The 16,616-nt window shown below is 54.1% G+C and carries 12 protein-coding genes and 7 tRNA genes; 16 read left to right on the plus strand and 3 right to left on the minus strand.

What is annotated here, in order from left to right:
- Positions 1-327: 327 nt before the first annotated feature.
- Together glnS and nagE are read right to left on the minus strand one after the other, a co-directional pair.
- A complete protein-coding gene (gene glnS / locus CSE01S_RS05595) occupies positions 328-1,995 on the minus strand; it encodes a glutamine--tRNA ligase (RefSeq protein ID WP_042285437.1) in 1,668 nt (555 codons plus the stop codon).
- A 210-nt stretch (positions 1,996-2,205) separates the two neighbouring features.
- Positions 2,206-4,158 carry a PTS N-acetyl glucosamine transporter subunit IIABC gene (gene nagE, locus CSE01S_RS05600; protein WP_042285439.1) on the minus strand — a complete coding sequence of 651 codons (1,953 nt, stop codon included), beginning with the start codon at positions 4,156-4,158 and terminating at the stop codon, positions 2,206-2,208.
- Positions 4,159-4,499: 341 nt separating this feature from the next.
- Between nagE and nagB the strand changes: the two genes are divergently transcribed.
- The 13 genes from nagB to CSE01S_RS05665 all read left to right on the plus strand — a co-directional run bounded on the left by nagB (position 4,500) and on the right by CSE01S_RS05665 (position 12,089).
- Positions 4,500-5,300: a glucosamine-6-phosphate deaminase gene (gene nagB / locus CSE01S_RS05605; RefSeq protein ID WP_042285441.1), complete on the plus strand. Its 801-nt coding sequence runs from the start codon at positions 4,500-4,502 to the stop codon at positions 5,298-5,300.
- Between the two features lie 59 nt (positions 5,301-5,359).
- Positions 5,360-6,508, plus strand: a complete 1,149-nt coding sequence (nagA, locus tag CSE01S_RS05610) for an N-acetylglucosamine-6-phosphate deacetylase (RefSeq protein WP_042285443.1) — start codon at positions 5,360-5,362, stop codon at positions 6,506-6,508.
- A gap of 8 nt (positions 6,509-6,516) precedes the next feature.
- On the plus strand, positions 6,517-7,737 hold the full coding sequence (gene nagC, locus CSE01S_RS05615) for a DNA-binding transcriptional regulator NagC (protein WP_042285445.1): 1,221 nt from the start codon (positions 6,517-6,519) through the stop codon (positions 7,735-7,737).
- A gap of 46 nt (positions 7,738-7,783) precedes the next feature.
- Entirely contained in the window at positions 7,784-8,536 is a 753-nt protein-coding gene (gene nagD, locus CSE01S_RS05620; RefSeq protein ID WP_042285447.1) for a ribonucleotide monophosphatase NagD, read from the plus strand.
- A gap of 252 nt (positions 8,537-8,788) precedes the next feature.
- Positions 8,789-10,453, plus strand: a complete 1,665-nt coding sequence (asnB, locus tag CSE01S_RS05625) for an asparagine synthase B (protein WP_042285449.1) — start codon at positions 8,789-8,791, stop codon at positions 10,451-10,453.
- 221 nt (positions 10,454-10,674) lie between these two features.
- Positions 10,675-10,751 (plus strand) — tRNA-Met (locus CSE01S_RS05630).
- Positions 10,752-10,759: 8 nt separating this feature from the next.
- A tRNA-Leu gene (locus tag CSE01S_RS05635) sits at positions 10,760-10,844 on the plus strand.
- Positions 10,845-10,867: 23 nt separating this feature from the next.
- A tRNA-Gln gene (locus CSE01S_RS05640) sits at positions 10,868-10,942 on the plus strand.
- A gap of 36 nt (positions 10,943-10,978) precedes the next feature.
- A tRNA-Gln gene (locus CSE01S_RS05645) sits at positions 10,979-11,053 on the plus strand.
- A gap of 15 nt (positions 11,054-11,068) precedes the next feature.
- Positions 11,069-11,145 (plus strand) — tRNA-Met (locus CSE01S_RS05650).
- Between the two features lie 44 nt (positions 11,146-11,189).
- Positions 11,190-11,264: transfer RNA gene (locus CSE01S_RS05655), tRNA-Gln, on the plus strand.
- 44 nt (positions 11,265-11,308) lie between these two features.
- A tRNA-Gln gene (locus tag CSE01S_RS05660) sits at positions 11,309-11,383 on the plus strand.
- Positions 11,384-11,504: 121 nt separating this feature from the next.
- Entirely contained in the window at positions 11,505-12,089 is a 585-nt protein-coding gene (locus tag CSE01S_RS05665) for a hypothetical protein (RefSeq protein ID WP_042285451.1), read from the plus strand.
- A 7-nt stretch (positions 12,090-12,096) separates the two neighbouring features.
- On the opposite strand, the gene ubiF is transcribed toward CSE01S_RS05665, so the two are convergent.
- Complete coding sequence (ubiF, locus tag CSE01S_RS05670) at positions 12,097-13,272, minus strand: 3-demethoxyubiquinol 3-hydroxylase (RefSeq protein WP_042285453.1); 1,176 nt, start codon at positions 13,270-13,272, stop codon at positions 12,097-12,099.
- A 145-nt stretch (positions 13,273-13,417) separates the two neighbouring features.
- On the opposite strand from ubiF, the gene miaB reads away from it, so the two are divergent.
- The 3 genes from miaB to ybeY all read left to right on the plus strand — a co-directional run bounded on the left by miaB (position 13,418) and on the right by ybeY (position 16,507).
- Positions 13,418-14,842: a tRNA (N6-isopentenyl adenosine(37)-C2)-methylthiotransferase MiaB gene (miaB, locus tag CSE01S_RS05675; protein ID WP_042285454.1), complete on the plus strand. Its 1,425-nt coding sequence runs from the start codon at positions 13,418-13,420 to the stop codon at positions 14,840-14,842.
- 154 nt (positions 14,843-14,996) lie between these two features.
- The gene (locus CSE01S_RS05680) at positions 14,997-16,043 is read left to right on the plus strand and encodes a PhoH family protein (RefSeq protein ID WP_042285455.1); all 1,047 of its coding nucleotides are present in this window, start codon (positions 14,997-14,999) and stop codon (positions 16,041-16,043) included.
- Positions 16,040-16,507, plus strand: a complete 468-nt coding sequence (gene ybeY, locus CSE01S_RS05685) for an rRNA maturation RNase YbeY (protein ID WP_042285456.1) — start codon at positions 16,040-16,042, stop codon at positions 16,505-16,507. Before CSE01S_RS05680 ends, ybeY begins: the two co-directional genes overlap by 4 nt.
- Positions 16,508-16,616 lie beyond the last annotated feature (109 nt).

The following is a 16,616-nucleotide window of genomic DNA, read 5'->3' on the forward strand; positions in this document are numbered from 1 at the left end:
ACAATGAATAGACTATTTTTCGCGACGCGAATTATCAATACCTTTCTGTAACGAGAATGTAAGAGTATGAGCAACCGCACATATTTCATCGCGTTCTGTTACATTTCATTCATTTGATCAATAAAGCGGAAGATCAGAAAAAATTACTTGTTTTCCAGAAAGATGAAATCGGTTACATCACGATAAGCATTGATGAAATCAATTTGTTATGTAAAAAGATTTGTTAAGCAGAATATTTAAGAAACGATAATTAATTCGCTTCGAAAAAAGAGAGTTGAGGGCAAAAAAAACGCCGCTGAACGCGGCGTTTGAGAGACAAGTTGCGACTTATTCGCCGACTTTCGCCCAGGTGTCACGCAGGCCGACGGTACGGTTAAAGACCAGTTTCTCGGCGGTAGCATAACGACTGTCCAGACAGAAGTATCCTTCGCGCTCAAACTGGAACGCTTTACCGGCGACCGCCTCTTTCAGCGATGGTTCGGCATAACCCTGTTTGATGACCAGCGATTCCGGGTTCATTACGGACAGGAAATCTTCCGCCGCGCCAGGGTTCGGCACGCTGAACAGACGATCGTAGAGACGAATTTCAACCGGCAGCGCGTGCGCCGCGCTCACCCAGTGAATCACGCCCTTCACTTTACGGCCATCTGCCGGATCTTTGCTAAGGGTGTCGGCGTCGTAGGTACAGAAGATGGTGGTGATAGTGCCTTCGGCGTCTTTTTCCACGCGCTCAGCTTTCACCACGTAGGCGTTACGCAGGCGTACTTCTTTCCCCATGACCAGACGCTTGTACTGCTTGTTCGCTTCTTCACGGAAGTCCGCGCGGTCAATCCAGATCTCGCCGCTGAACGGCACTTGACGACTGCCCATTTCCGGTTTGTTCGGATGATTCGGCATCGTGACCTGTTCGCTCTCGCCCTGCGGGTAGTTTTCGATCACCAGTTTCACCGGATCGATTACCGCCATCGCGCGCGGCGCGTTTTCATTAAGATCTTCGCGAATGCAGGATTCGAGCGACGCCATCTCAATGGTGTTGTCCTGCTTGGTCACGCCGATACGTTTGCAAAACTCGCGAATCGCGGCGGCGGTATAACCACGGCGGCGAAGACCGGAAATGGTCGGCATACGCGGGTCGTCCCAACCTTCCACATGCTTGTCGGTCACCAGCAGGTTCAGCTTACGCTTGGACATCACGGTGTATTCCAGATTCAGGCGCGAGAATTCATACTGACGCGGGTGAACCGGAATCGTGATGTTGTCCAGCACCCAGTCGTACAGGCGACGGTTGTCCTGGAATTCCAGCGTACACAGCGAGTGGGTAATACCTTCCAGCGCATCGCTGATGCAGTGGGTGAAGTCGTACATCGGATAGATGCACCACTTGGTGCCGGTCTGGTGATGCTCCGCGAACTTAATACGGTACAGCACCGGATCGCGCATCACGATGAACGGCGACGCCATGTCGATTTTCGCGCGCAGGCAGGCTTTGCCTTCTTCGAAACCGCCGGTACGCATTTTTTCGAACAGCGCGAGGTTTTCGTCCACGCTGCGATCGCGGAACGGGCTGTTCTTACCCGGCTGAGTCAGGGTGCCGCGGTATTCGCGGATCTGCTCTGGCGTCAGTTCATCAACGTAAGCCAGACCTTTGGTGATCAGCTCAACCGCGTAGGCATGCAGCTGATCGAAGTAATCGGAGGAGTAGCGAACCTCGCCAGACCAGTGAAAACCTAACCACTCAACGTCGTTTTTGATCGAATCAACGTACTCGATATCTTCTTTTACCGGGTTAGTGTCATCGAAACGCAGGTTGCACTGGCCCTGATAATCTTGCGCGATGCCAAAGTTCAGGCAAATGGATTTCGCGTGGCCAATGTGCAGATAGCCATTTGGCTCCGGCGGAAAACGGGTATGTACCGTGGTGTGCTTACCACTGGCCAGATCTTCATCGATGATCTGACGAATAAAGTTACTCGGGCGGGCTTCAGCCTCACTCATCGTGGATTCCTCAAAGCGTAAACAACGTATAACGGCATATGATCTTATAAGCCGGACAGACTGACAACCTTTAGTTACGCAAAATACGTCTCAAACGAAAATATGGGGACCATTTGCTGCAAAAAAAAGCGGCGAAGGTTTGCCTCCGCCGCTTAAGGTCGCTGTGATGTTGTCGGAACCCGGTTTTCGCCTTATCCGACCCGGACCTTTTTATTTACCTTTGATTTCATACAGTGGGGTTTGACCCGCCACGACGTGACCTTCGGCTTTCACCACCAGCGCGCTGAAGTCGTCGATGTTACTGCACACCACCGGACTCATCATGGAGCGCGCGTTCGCGTTCAGATAGTCCAGATCCATTTCCAGGATCGGCTGGCCTGCGGTCACTTCAGCCCCTTCTTCAACCAGCCGTTTAAAGCCCTGGCCGTTCAGCGCAACGGTATCGATCCCCATGTGGACCACGATTTCCGCGCCTTTCTCTGTTTCCAGGCAGAATGCGTGGTTGGTATTGAAGATTTTCACGATGGTTCCCGCTGCCGGAGAAACCACGGTTTTGTCCGTCGGTTTAACCGCCACGCCGTCACCGACCGCTTTGCTGGCGAACGCCTCGTCAGGCACCTGATCTAACGCCACCACGTCACCGGTAATCGGGGAAACCAGTTCAGCAATGGTCACCGCATTGGGTACCGCCTGCGGCTTCTGGGCCGGGGTTGCTGTTGCAGCAGGCGCGGCATCCGCCGAGGCTGCGGCAACCGGACCACGCGCTACGACTTTTTTCATCGCGTCGCCAATGGATTCTGCTTTCGCCCCGACAATAACCTGAATGGTTTGTTTGTTCAGTTTCACCACGCCGGACGCGCCCAGGCGTTTACACATTGCATCGCTCACCCTGGCGGAGTCGCCAACGGTCAGACGCAGACGGGTGATACAGGCATCAATGGCTTTCAGGTTATCCGTACCGCCGACCGCTGCGATGTAGCTGGTCGCCAGTTGCGTCAGACCTTCTTCCGTATTGCTGTTCGCTTCTTCAGTCACCACCTCGTCTTCTTTATCTTCGCGGCCCGGCGTTTTCAGGTTAAACATACGAATAACCGCGCTGAACAACAGGAAGTAAATGACGAAGAACGCCAGCCCCATAACCAGCAGCATCCAGACGTTCTGGCTCGCCGCGGGCAGGCTGTACATCAACACGTAGTCGATAGCGCCCGCAGAGAACGAGAAGCCCGCGTGGATCCCCAATAGCGTGGCGATAAACAGGCTGATGCCGGTCAGAATCGCGTGCAGGAGATACAGCAGCGGCGCAAGGAACATAAACAGGAATTCCAGCGGCTCAGTCACGCCGGTCAGGAACGCGGTGATGGCGACGGACAGCAGCATACCGCCTACCATCGGACGACGCGCTTTCGGGGCAGCGAAGTACATCGCCAGTGCCGCGCCCGGCAGACCAAACATCATGATCGGGAAGAAGCCGGACATGAACATCCCGGCAGTGCCGTCACCCGCGTAGAAGCGGTTGATATCGCCGTGGAAAACGGTACCGGCAGCGTTGGTGAATTCACCAATCTGGAACCAGGCGATGGTGTTCAGCACCTGATGCAGACCGGTTGGGATCAGCAGACGGTTGATGAAACCAAAAATACCGGAGCCGAGCGCGCCTGCGGACACGATCCATTCACCGCCAGCATGAATAGCATGCTGAACTGGCGGCCAGACGTAGCCGAAAATCGCCGCCAGCACCAGGCAGAAAAAGCCCGTAGCAATCGGCACAAAGCGTTTGCCGCCGAAGAAGCTCAGGAAGTCAGGCAGCTTGATATCCGCCCAACGGTTGTAGACAGCGCCGCCCACCAGGCCGGTAATGATACCCGCCAGCACACCCATGTTGATTTCCGGGTTGATGGTGACCATCGCTTTAGTCAGTACGAAATAACCGACCGCCCCTGCCAGCGCTGCCGCACCCGCGCTGTCTTTGGACCAGCTGGATGCCACACCGATGGCGAAGATCAGCGCGAGGTTATCAAAAATCGCCCCACCCGCCTGCGCGATAAAGGCGACGTTCAGTAAATCTGGTTGGCCGAATCGCAGCAACAGCGCCGCCACCGGCAGCACCGCGATAGGGAGCTGTAACGCCCTACCCAGTCGCTGGAAAAAACCTAGAATGTTCATCTTATTCCCCCTACGAGACCCCGATATGGCCATTCAGGCCGTATTTTTATGTGTGTAGCTCAACTTCTCAGCGTGATGTTCCGGCAAATACGTTGTTAGATCATCTCCTGCAAGAGTGTGTGAAAATTTAATTCGTATCGCAAATTAAAAGCGTGTTTTTTGTGAGTAAAGTCACCAAATATCGTTATTATCTCTCCCTGTCACTGGCTAACTTTGAAAACTTATTTTATCATTCAAAAAATCAAGACGGATTGACTCCAATCGCGACAGACCAGGTTACGCTTTAAGGTGCACAGACGCGCAATCCGCCAACGGCTTACATTTACTTTCTGAGGTGAAGAATGAGACTGATTCCCCTGACTACCGCTGAACAAGTCGGCAAATGGGCTGCCCGCCATATCGTTAACCGTATCAATGCGTTCAAACCGACAGCCGATCGTCCGTTTGTGCTGGGTCTGCCGACGGGCGGCACGCCAATGACCGCTTACAAAGCCTTAGTGGAAATGCACAAAGCGGGCCAGGTCAGCTTCAAACATGTGGTGACGTTCAATATGGACGAATATGTCGGCCTGCCAAAGGAACATCCGGAAAGCTACCACAGCTTCATGCACCGCAATTTCTTTGATCACGTTGATATTCCAGCAGAAAACATCAACCTGCTCAATGGTAACGCGCCAGATATTGACGCGGAATGCCGTCAATATGAAGAAAAAATCCGTTCTTACGGTAAAATCCACCTGTTTATGGGCGGCGTCGGTAACGACGGTCATATCGCATTTAACGAACCGGCTTCTTCCCTGGCTTCCCGTACCCGTATTAAAACCCTGACCCACGATACGCGCGTGGCAAACTCCCGTTTCTTCGACGGTGATGTGGATCAGGTGCCTAAATATGCGCTGACCGTTGGCGTGGGGACTCTGCTGGATGCCGAAGAAGTGATGATTCTGGTGCTGGGCCATCAGAAAGCCCAGGCTCTGCAGGCCGCCGTTGAAGGCAACGTCAACCACATGTGGACCATCAGTTGCCTGCAGCTGCACCCGAAAGCCGTGGTGGTCTGCGATGAGCCGTCAACGATGGAACTGAAAGTTAAGACGCTGAAATATTTCAACGAGTTAGAAGCCGAAAATATTAAAGGTCTGTAATGTTGTCTCCGCCCTGCCACTGCGTTCAGGGCGGCATATTTTTGAAATCGGGGGTCGGAATGTATGCTTTAACCCAGGGTCGGATCTTTACCGGCCACGAAATTCTTGATGACCATGCGATTGTTGTCGCCAATGGCCTGATTGACAGCGTTTGTCCGGTGGCGGAACTGCCGCACGGGATCGAACAACGTTCACTGAACGGGGCCATTCTTTCCCCCGGTTTTATCGACGTTCAGCTTAACGGCTGCGGCGGCGTACAGTTCAACGATACCGCAGACGCCGTTACCGTTGAAACGCTGGAAATCATGCAGAAAGCCAACGAGAAATCGGGCTGCACCAACTATCTGCCAACGCTGATCACCACCAGCGACGAATTGATGAAGCAAGGCATTCGCGTTATGCGTGAATACCTGGCGAAACACCCGAACCAGGCGCTGGGTCTTCATCTGGAAGGCCCGTGGCTGAATCTGGTTAAAAAAGGCACCCACAACCCGAACTTTGTTCGTCAGCCGGACGCTGCGCTGGTGGACTACCTGTGCGATAATGCCGACGTCATCACCAAAGTTACGCTGGCGCCGGAAATGGTGCCTGCTGAAGTCATCAGCAAACTGGCGAATGCCGGCATCGTGGTTTCTGCCGGACACTCTAACGCCACGCTTAAAGAAGCCAAAGCCGGTTTCCGCGCAGGTATCCGCTTTGCCACGCACCTGTTTAACGCTATGCCGTACATTACCGGCCGTGAACCGGGTCTGGCGGGGGCTGTTCTCGACGATGCGGACATTTATTGCGGCGTGATTGCCGACGGCCTGCACGTTGACTACGCCAATATCCGCAACGCCAAACGTCTTAAAGGCGATAAGCTGTGTCTGGTAACGGATGCGACAGCGCCCGCAGGTGCGAATATTGAACAGTTCATTTTTGCTGGTAAAACAATATACTACCGCAATGGATTGTGTGTGGATGAAAACGGTACGCTAAGCGGTTCATCGTTAACCATGATCGAAGGCGTGCGTAACCTGGTTGAGCACTGCGGCATTGCGCTCGACGAAGTGCTGCGCATGGCGACGCTCTATCCGGCGCGCGCGATTGGCGTAGAAAAACAGCTCGGCAGCATCGCGCCGGGTAAAGTGGCGAACCTGACCGCGTTTACCCACGACTTTAAAATCATCAAGACCATCGTTAATGGTAACGAGGTCGTTACTGAGTAAGAGAAAGTATGACACCAGGCGGACAAGCTCAAATAGGTAATGTTGATCTCGTAAAACAGCTTAACAGCGCGGCCGTTTACCGCCTGATTGACCAGCATGGGCCAATCTCGCGGATTCAGATTGCCGAACAAAGCCAGCTTGCTCCCGCCAGCGTAACCAAAATTACGCGTCAACTGATTGAACGCGGGCTGATCAAAGAAGTCGATCAGCAGGCCTCCACCGGGGGCCGCCGCGCGATCTCTATTGTTACCGAAACCCGCGGTTTCCACGCCATCGGCGTACGTCTGGGACGCCATGACGCGACCATTACCCTGTTCGATCTCAGCAGTAAAGTGTTGGCGGAGGAGCATTACCCGCTGCCCGAACGTACTCAGGAGACGCTGGAACATGCGTTGCTCAATGCAATTTCAGCCTTTATTGACGGCAACCAGCGCAAAATTCGCGAACTGATCGCCATTTCGGTGATCCTGCCGGGCCTTGTCGATCCGGAAAGCGGCATGATTCATTACATGCCGCATATTCAGGTTGAAAACTGGGGACTGGTCGATGCGCTGGAAACCCGTTTTCGCGTTACCTGTTTTGTCGGTCACGACATCCGCAGCCTCGCGCTGGCAGAGCACTATTTCGGCGCAAGCCAGGACTGTGAAGACTCCATTCTGGTGCGCGTACACCGCGGCACCGGCGCCGGGATCATCTCCAATGGCCGAATTTTCATTGGCCGTAACGGCAACGTCGGCGAGATCGGCCACATTCAGGTTGAGCCGCTGGGCGAGCGTTGCCACTGCGGCAACTTCGGCTGTCTGGAGACCATTGCGGCTAACGCCGCGATCGAACACCGTGTGCAAAACCTGCTCAAACAGGGCTATCAGAGCCGTGTTTCGCTAAATGACTGCAACATCAAAACCATCTGTAAAGCGGCAAATAAAGGCGACAGCCTGGCCTCGGAAGTGATCGAGCACGTAGGGCGGCATTTGGGCAAAACTATCGCCATTGCCATTAACCTGTTTAATCCGCAGAAGATTGTGATTGCCGGTGAAATTACCGAAGCGGATAAAGTCCTGTTGCCCGCAATCGAAAGCTGCATCAATACGCAGGCGCTGAAGGCGTTTCGCCAGAATCTGCCAGTGGTGCGCTCTACGCTGGATCATCGCTCCGCTATCGGCGCATTCGCCCTTGTGAAGCGCGCCATGCTGAACGGCATTTTGCTCCAGCATTTGCTGGAAAACTGATGCGCTTTTATAGTATCGGATTCATAACCATTTCCCTGGGTAGTTCATGACCATTAAAAATGTCATTTGTGATATCGATGGCGTGCTGATGCACGATAACGTCGCCGTCCCCGGCGCAGCAGAATTTCTGACCGGCATTATTGAAAAAGGTCTGCCGCTGGTGCTGTTGACCAATTACCCGTCGCAAACCGGGCAGGATCTGGCGAACCGCTTCGCCACCGCCGGCGTCAATGTCCCTGACAGCGTGTTTTATACCTCAGCCATGGCCACCGCCGACTTCCTGCGTCGTCAGGAAGGGAAAAAGGCTTACGTGGTGGGCGAAGGGGCGCTGATCCACGAACTGTATAAAGCCGGGTTCACCATCACCGACGTCAACCCGGATTTTGTGATTGTGGGCGAGACCCGTTCCTATAACTGGGACATGATGCATAAAGCGGCATACTTCGTGGCGAACGGCGCACGCTTTATCGCCACCAATCCGGACACCCACGGTCGCGGTTTTTACCCGGCCTGCGGTGCCCTGTGCGCCGGTATTGAGAAAATTTCCGGACGTAAGCCGTTCTACGTCGGCAAACCCAGCCCGTGGATCATTCGCGCCGCGCTGAACAAAATGCAGGCGCACTCGGAAGAGACGGTGATTGTCGGTGACAATCTACGCACCGACATTCTTGCCGGATTCCAGGCGGGACTTGAAACCATCCTGGTGCTTTCCGGCGTTTCTACGCTTGATGATATTGACAGTATGCCGTTCCGTCCGAGCTGGATTTACCCCTCCGTCGCCGAGATCGACGTTATTTAACGCCAACCGTTGCCTGATGACGTTTCGCTTATCAGGCCTACGGTCAAGCCACGCCGCATCTAATAAAATCACCTAAAAATTGTCGATTCATTAATAAATCCGTTCATTACGTACTCTTTTTTCATCATTCCATAATCGCTGTTGCGTTTTTTCTTTTTTACCCGGCAAAAGTATTGCGCCCTGCTCTCCTTTGCGGCATTTTTTAAATCAAGCACACACAAAATGTATTCAGACAGGGTAACGGAGAAGGTTATGTGTTCAATTTTTGGCGTATTCGATATTAAGTCAGATGCAGGGGAACTGCGGAAAAAGGCGCTCGAGCTGTCACGCCTGATGCGCCATCGCGGCCCGGACTGGTCCGGTATTTTTGCCTGCGACAAGGCCATCCTCGCGCATGAACGTCTGTCCATTGTCGACGTCAACGCGGGCGCTCAGCCACTGTATAACGAAAAGAAAACCCACGTATTGGCTGTCAACGGCGAAATCTACAACCATCAGGCGCTGCGTGCGGAATATGGCGATCGCTATGCGTTCCAGACCGGCTCCGACTGCGAAGTTATCCTCGCGCTGTATCAGGAAAAAGGCCCGGAATTTCTTGACGATCTGCAAGGAATGTTCGCTTTCGCCCTGTACGATACCGAGAAAGACGCGTATCTGATTGGTCGCGACCACATCGGGATTATCCCGCTGTATATGGGTTATGACGAACACGGTAACCTGTATGTTGCTTCGGAAATGAAAGCGTTGGTGCCGATTTGCCGCACGATTAAAGAGTTTCCGGCGGGCAGCTATTTATGGAGCCAGGACGGTGAGATTCGTCAGTACTATCAGCGCGACTGGTTCGAGTACGATGCGGTAAAAGATAACGTTACCGACAAAGCGGAACTGCGCCAGGCACTGGAAGACTCGGTAAAAAGCCATCTGATGTCAGATGTGCCGTACGGCGTGTTGCTCTCCGGCGGTCTGGATTCTTCAGTGATTTCCGCTATCACCAAAAAGTTCGCCGCGCGTCGCGTGGAAGATCAGGAAAGATCTGAAGCCTGGTGGCCGCAACTACACTCCTTCGCCGTCGGTCTGGAAGGTTCTCCGGATCTGAAAGCCGCGCAGGAAGTCGCGAACCATCTGGGCACGGTGCACCATGAGATTCACTTCACCGTGCAGGAAGGGTTAGATGCGATCCGCGATGTAATTTATCACATCGAAACGTACGATGTGACCACGATTCGCGCGTCAACGCCAATGTACTTAATGTCGCGTAAAATCAAAGCGATGGGCATCAAAATGGTGCTATCCGGCGAGGGATCTGACGAAGTGTTCGGCGGCTATCTTTACTTCCATAAAGCGCCAAACGCCAAAGAACTGCACGAAGAAACGGTACGTAAACTGCAGGCGCTACATATGTTTGACTGCGCGCGCGCCAACAAAGCGATGTCAGCCTGGGGCGTGGAAGCCCGCGTCCCGTTCCTCGACAAGAAATTTCTCGATGTGGCCATGCGTATCAATCCGGAAGATAAGATGTGCGGCAACGGCAAGATGGAAAAACATATCCTGCGTGAATGTTTCGAATCTTACCTGCCGGCAAGCGTCGCATGGCGTCAGAAAGAGCAATTCTCCGATGGCGTGGGCTACAGCTGGATCGACACCCTGAAAGAAGTGGCGGCGCAGCAGGTAACCGACCAGCAACTGGAAACCGCCAGCTTCCGCTTCCCTTACAACACGCCAGGCTCGAAAGAAGCGTATCTGTATCGTGAGATCTTTGAAGAACTGTTCCCGCTCCCGAGCGCCGCGGAATGCGTGCCGGGCGGCCCGTCTGTCGCCTGCTCTTCCGCCAAAGCGATCGAATGGGATGAAGCGTTCAAAACCATGAACGATCCTTCCGGACGCGCGGTCGGCGTACATCAGTCGGCATACAAATAAATCTGCATGATGAAATGGGTCCGCAAGGGCCCTTTTTTTGTTCTAAAATCTTGCCCATAAAGTGTTTCATAACCAATAATTGCCGATTATTGCGTCACGCTGTTCGCAACCTAACCAAACAGTCACATTCACGCTGTTTTCGATGAAAAAGAGGTTGACGCTTCAAGGCTCAATACGCATAATGCGCCCCGCAACGCCGATAAGGTAACGCGAAAAAAGAGGGCTACGTAGCTCAGTTGGTTAGAGCACATCACTCATAATGATGGGGTCACAGGTTCGAATCCCGTCGTAGCCACCATCTTTTTTGCGGGAGTGGCGAAATTGGTAGACGCACCAGATTTAGGTTCTGGCGCCGCAAGGTGTGCGAGTTCAAGTCTCGCCTCCCGCACCATTCACCAGTACGCGTTGCACGGATGGGGTATCGCCAAGCGGTAAGGCACCGGTTTTTGATACCGGCATTCCCTGGTTCGAATCCAGGTACCCCAGCCATATTTCTTCGAGTTTGCGGATCACCGCGACGGTCATTGGGGTATCGCCAAGCGGTAAGGCACCGGTTTTTGATACCGGCATTCCCTGGTTCGAATCCAGGTACCCCAGCCATCGAAGAAATACTCTGGCTACGTAGCTCAGTTGGTTAGAGCACATCACTCATAATGATGGGGTCACAGGTTCGAATCCCGTCGTAGCCACCATCTTACGAAATGTCGATTGATTCGGCAGATTCAGAAAAATTTGTTGGGGTATCGCCAAGCGGTAAGGCACCGGATTCTGATTCCGGCATTCCGAGGTTCGAATCCTCGTACCCCAGCCACATTTTTCAGACGTTCCGCTAACGAACGTAAGAAGTACGCCAATTGGGGTATCGCCAAGCGGTAAGGCACCGGATTCTGATTCCGGCATTCCGAGGTTCGAATCCTCGTACCCCAGCCACGTTAAAAAAGCTCGCTTCGGCGAGCTTTTTGCTTTTATGAATTCTGAAAGTCCCAGCCAGCCGTATACATGTTCTGCCTCTGTCGCTAGATTAAGCCACGGCAGATAAAGGGACGTTACGATGAACTACCAGATTTTTCCGTTTATATTTACCCGGACGGCAACGCTGTTCCTTTTTGTTTTCGCCGTCGTGCTAACTTTCTTTGACCTTTCCGCGTTGCTAACCTACCTCATTCTGGTCGGTTTACTCTTTCCCATCGGCATATCAATGCGCCTGCACCAGCTCAACGAAACGGGAGTAGCGCTCACGCTGACGGAGAAGACCCACAATATCACCTACATTCATGGCTTACCGGCGCATGAACAGCGGGTGGTTATAAAAAAACCCTGTTTCTGGTCGAAAAAACGTATCCAGCAATTTTATATCTTCAGCTTTCTTGGGAAGCTAATTTTACAGGGGTTCTGTATCGCGATATTGGCACGCGAATATCTCCTGACAGGAGCAAATGCCGCAACAGACATCGTCGCCCTGCTCATACTTGTGTATATGCTATCGATGTCAGGGAGAAGCGCCTATATGCTATATCGCATCGCCACCCATCGTTGGCGCTGTGAACCCCTGACGACCAGCAGCGGAAGCGTCTGGTATCAGGGATTTTTATTCGAAGGAAACAACAGAGTAACGCTGTTCGAGCGACTACTTTAAGCGCGTGTTACAACCCTAACGCATACTTCAGCGCCTGGCGTTTAACAACACCCGCACGTTCAGCAGCCATCAGGCCGAGGTTGCGCAGCATACGCAGCGGCGGCAGGTTATTACTGAATCCAGCGTAAAACAGATCCATTCCACTCTGCATCATAAAGTTATCCGCCATGCGCCGCATTTGGTAGCGCTTCAACACCGGCTGGCTGGCCCAACGTTCTCCATAGCTGCGCGCATTTACCAGCACATCGATCAGCGCATCGACATCGCGATAGCCGAGGTTCACCCCCTGCCCGGCCAGCGGATGAATGGTGTGCGCCGCATCGCCAACCAGCGCCAGGCCCGGCTGAACATACTGCAACGCGTGTCGACGGGTCAGCGGGAACGCACCTGCGGCCAGCGGCGTCACCGGCCCCAGCCGCGCCGGGAAATGTTTTACGATTTCCGCCTGCAACTGCGGCATGCTCAGGGTCTGCAACTGGCGAATACGCGCTGGCGCGTCATACCACACCAGCGACGCCCAGCGATCAAAGAGCGGCAAAAAGGCGCGCGGGCCATCCGGCGTAAACTGCTGCCAGGTGCTGTCCCCCGGCGCCTGTTCGCACTGAACGCTGATCAGCATGCATGACTGCGCATACTGCCAGGCGTGAATGCCAATGCCAGCCAGTTGGCGCACCTGTGAATTCGCGCCGTCAGCGCCGACCACCAGCTTCGCCATAATCTGCTCGCCATCTGCCAGCTCCAGTACCTGACTGTCGTGATGACGATGTAGCGCCGCAAGCGACGCTGGGACTCGCAGGGTAACGTTCGGATGCGCCTCCAGCGCCTGCCACAGCGCCTGCTGCAAAACAGTGTTCTCGACCATATAGCCCAGCAGCGGCAGCTTCAGTTCCGCAGCGTCAAAAACAACGTGGGCATTTTCCCATTCCCAGGTTTCCAGCCGACGATAAGGATGGCTGCGCATCCCTTGTACCGCATCCCAGACGCCCAGGCTTTTCAACAGCGAAACAGACGCGGCGCTGATCGCGGAAATACGCACGTCGGGCCGGCTGTCCGCCGCAAAGGGCGCTGGCGCGGCGTGTTCAATCACCGTGACCGTAAATCCGTGCTGCGCCAGTCCCAGCGCCAGCGCACCGCCGACCATCCCTCCGCCGACAATGGCCACTTCCGTTGGTTGATTTGTCATGGTCATTCATCCTGTTACGTGAATCAGATAAGTTTACAGGATTTTTTACCCCTTGAGGCTGATAACGGTCATACTGGTCACAACCGCGGCAAAGCATTACACTATGCGCCCTGCAATTCAGCCACTATTTCGCAAGAGCAAGTCGATGACCAAAAAACTCCATATTAAAACCTGGGGCTGTCAGATGAACGAATACGATTCATCGAAGATGGCCGATCTGCTGGATGCCACTCACGGGTATCAACTGACCGACGTGGCGGAAGAAGCGGATGTGCTGCTGCTGAATACCTGCTCTATCCGCGAGAAGGCTCAGGAAAAAGTCTTCCACCAGTTAGGCCGCTGGAAGCTGCTGAAAGAGAAAAACCCCGATCTGATTATCGGCGTCGGCGGCTGCGTAGCGTCTCAGGAAGGCGAACATATCCGTCAACGCGCTCACTATGTCGACATTATTTTTGGCCCGCAGACGCTGCACCGTCTGCCGGAGATGATCAACTCCGTTCGCGGCGATCGCAGCCCGGTGGTGGACATCAGTTTCCCGGAAATCGAGAAATTTGACCGTCTGCCGGAACCGCGCGCGGAAGGGCCGACCGCTTTCGTTTCTATTATGGAAGGCTGCAACAAATATTGTACCTACTGCGTGGTGCCGTACACCCGTGGTGAAGAGGTCAGCCGTCCGTGCGATGACATCCTGTTCGAAATTGCCCAACTGGCGGCTCAGGGCGTGCGTGAAGTGAACCTGCTCGGTCAGAACGTTAACGCCTGGCGCGGTGAGAACTACGACGGCACTACCGGATCTTTCGCCGACCTGCTGCGTCTGGTCGCCGCCATCGACGGTATCGATCGCATTCGTTTTACGACCAGCCATCCGATCGAGTTTACCGACGACATCATTGAGGTTTACCGTGATACGCCGGAACTGGTGAGCTTCCTGCACCTGCCGGTGCAGAGCGGCGCGGATCGCGTACTTAACCTGATGGGACGCACCCACACGGCGCTGGAATACAAAGCGATTATCCGTAAACTGCGCGCGGCGCGCCCGGATATTCAAATCAGCTCCGATTTTATCGTCGGCTTCCCGGGGGAAACCACTCAGGATTTCGAGCAGACCATGAAACTGATTGCCGACGTCAATTTTGACATGAGCTACAGCTTTATCTTCTCTGCGCGTCCGGGTACCCCGGCAGCCGACATGGTGGATGACGTGCCGGAAGAAGAGAAAAAGCAACGACTGTATATTCTTCAGGATCGCATTAACCAGCAGGCAATGGCCTGGAGCCGCCGTATGCTCGGCACCGTTCAGCGCATTCTGGTCGAAGGCACGTCGCGTAAGAGCATCATGGAACTGTCCGGTCGTACTGAAAATAACCGCGTGGTCAACTTTGAAGGCACGCCGGATATGATCGGTAAGTTTGTCGATGTGGAAATCACCGACGTCTGGACCAACTCCCTGCGCGGTAAAGTGGTACGTACCGAAGACGAAATGGGCCTGCGTATCGCTGAAACGCCGGAATCGGTCATTGCCCGCACCCGTAAAGAAAACGATATTGGCGTCGGGTTCTACCAGCCTTAACGCCTTCAGGCCCGCTACGCTGGCGGGCCTTGTAATTCTTCTCGCCGCCCCCATTTCTACTGCAATGCTTGCGCCTTTATCCACTGGCGTGAATAATTTCCTTATCAGCCGGTGAACGTTCATCTTCCGGCTACCTATGCATAAGAGGAACAGTTTGAACACAGACACTCGCGAAATTACCCTTGAGCCCGCAGACAATGCCCGCCTGCTGAGCCTTTGCGGCCCGTTTGACGACAACATCAAACAGCTGGAACGCCGTCTCGGCATCGAGATTAACCGCCGTGACAACCACTTTAAACTGACCGGTCGCCCAATTTGCGTTACCGCTGCGGCAGATATTTTGCGCAGTCTGTATGTTGATACCGCGCCGATGCGCGGCCAGATTCAGGACATCGAACCGGAACAGATTCATCTCGCCATTAAAGAGGCGCGCGTGCTTGAGCAGAGCGCCGAAAGCGTGCCGGAATACGGCAAAGCGGTGAACATTAAAACCAAACGCGGCGTCATTAAACCGCGCACGCCGAACCAGGCGCAGTACATCGCCAATATTCTCGACCACGACATCACCTTCGGCGTCGGGCCGGCGGGTACCGGTAAAACCTATCTGGCGGTCGCGGCGGCGGTCGATGCGCTGGAACGTCAGGAAATTCGTCGCATTCTGTTGACCCGCCCAGCGGTTGAAGCGGGTGAGAAACTCGGCTTCCTGCCGGGCGATCTCAGTCAGAAGGTCGATCCGTATCTGCGCCCGTTGTATGACGCGCTGTTTGAAATGCTCGGCTTTGAGAAAGTGGAAAAGCTGATCGAGCGCAACGTGATTGAAGTCGCGCCGCTGGCCTATATGCGCGGGCGCACCCTGAATGACGCGTTCATTATTCTTGATGAAAGCCAGAACACCACCATCGAACAGATGAAGATGTTCCTGACCCGTATCGGCTTTAACTCAAAAGCGGTGATCACTGGCGATATCACGCAGATTGACCTGCCGCGCAACACGAAGTCCGGGCTGCGTCATGCGATTGAAGTGCTGGCGAACGTCGAAGAGATCAGCTTCAACTTCTTCCACAGCGAAGACGTAGTGCGCCATCCGGTGGTCGCGCGCATCGTGAACGCTTATGAGGCCTGGGAAGAAGCGGAACAAAAACGCAAAGCCGAACTGGCGGCGGAACGCAAGCGTGAAGCGCAGGAGCAAGAGCAGAAATGAATCCGGTGATCCTTGATTTACAGCTGGCGTGTGAAAACAACGCGGGCCTGCCGGACGAAGTCCAGTTTCAGACATGGCTGAATGCGGTAATCCCGCAGTTTCAGGAAGAATCAGAAGTGACGATTCGCCTGGTCGATACCGCGGAAAGCCACGATCTCAACCTGACTTACCGGGGAAAAGATAAGCCGACCAATGTGCTCTCCTTTCCGTTTGAAACGCCGCCGGGTATTGAGATGCCGTTGCTGGGCGATCTGGTTATCTGCCGTCAGGTGGTTGAACAGGAAGCGCAGGAACAGGGCAAGCCGCTGGAAGCCCATTGGGCGCATATGGTGGTACACGGCAGTTTGCATTTACTCGGCTACGACCACATCGAAGACGATGAGGCCGAGGAAATGGAAGCCCTCGAAACAGAGATTATGCTTGCTCTGGGCTATGAGGATCCGTACATTGCCGAGAAGGAGTAGCACTCCTTCATTTTGCAGGCCTGAGACGCGTAGCGCCATCAGGCGATAAATGCCGTCAGCGGCTGAGTTTACGCCTGACGCGCGTTCGATTAACTAACATGAGAACCCA

This window comes from Citrobacter sedlakii NBRC 105722 (genome assembly GCF_000759835.1).
In the GTDB taxonomy this organism is placed as follows: domain Bacteria; phylum Pseudomonadota; class Gammaproteobacteria; order Enterobacterales; family Enterobacteriaceae; genus Citrobacter_A; species Citrobacter_A sedlakii.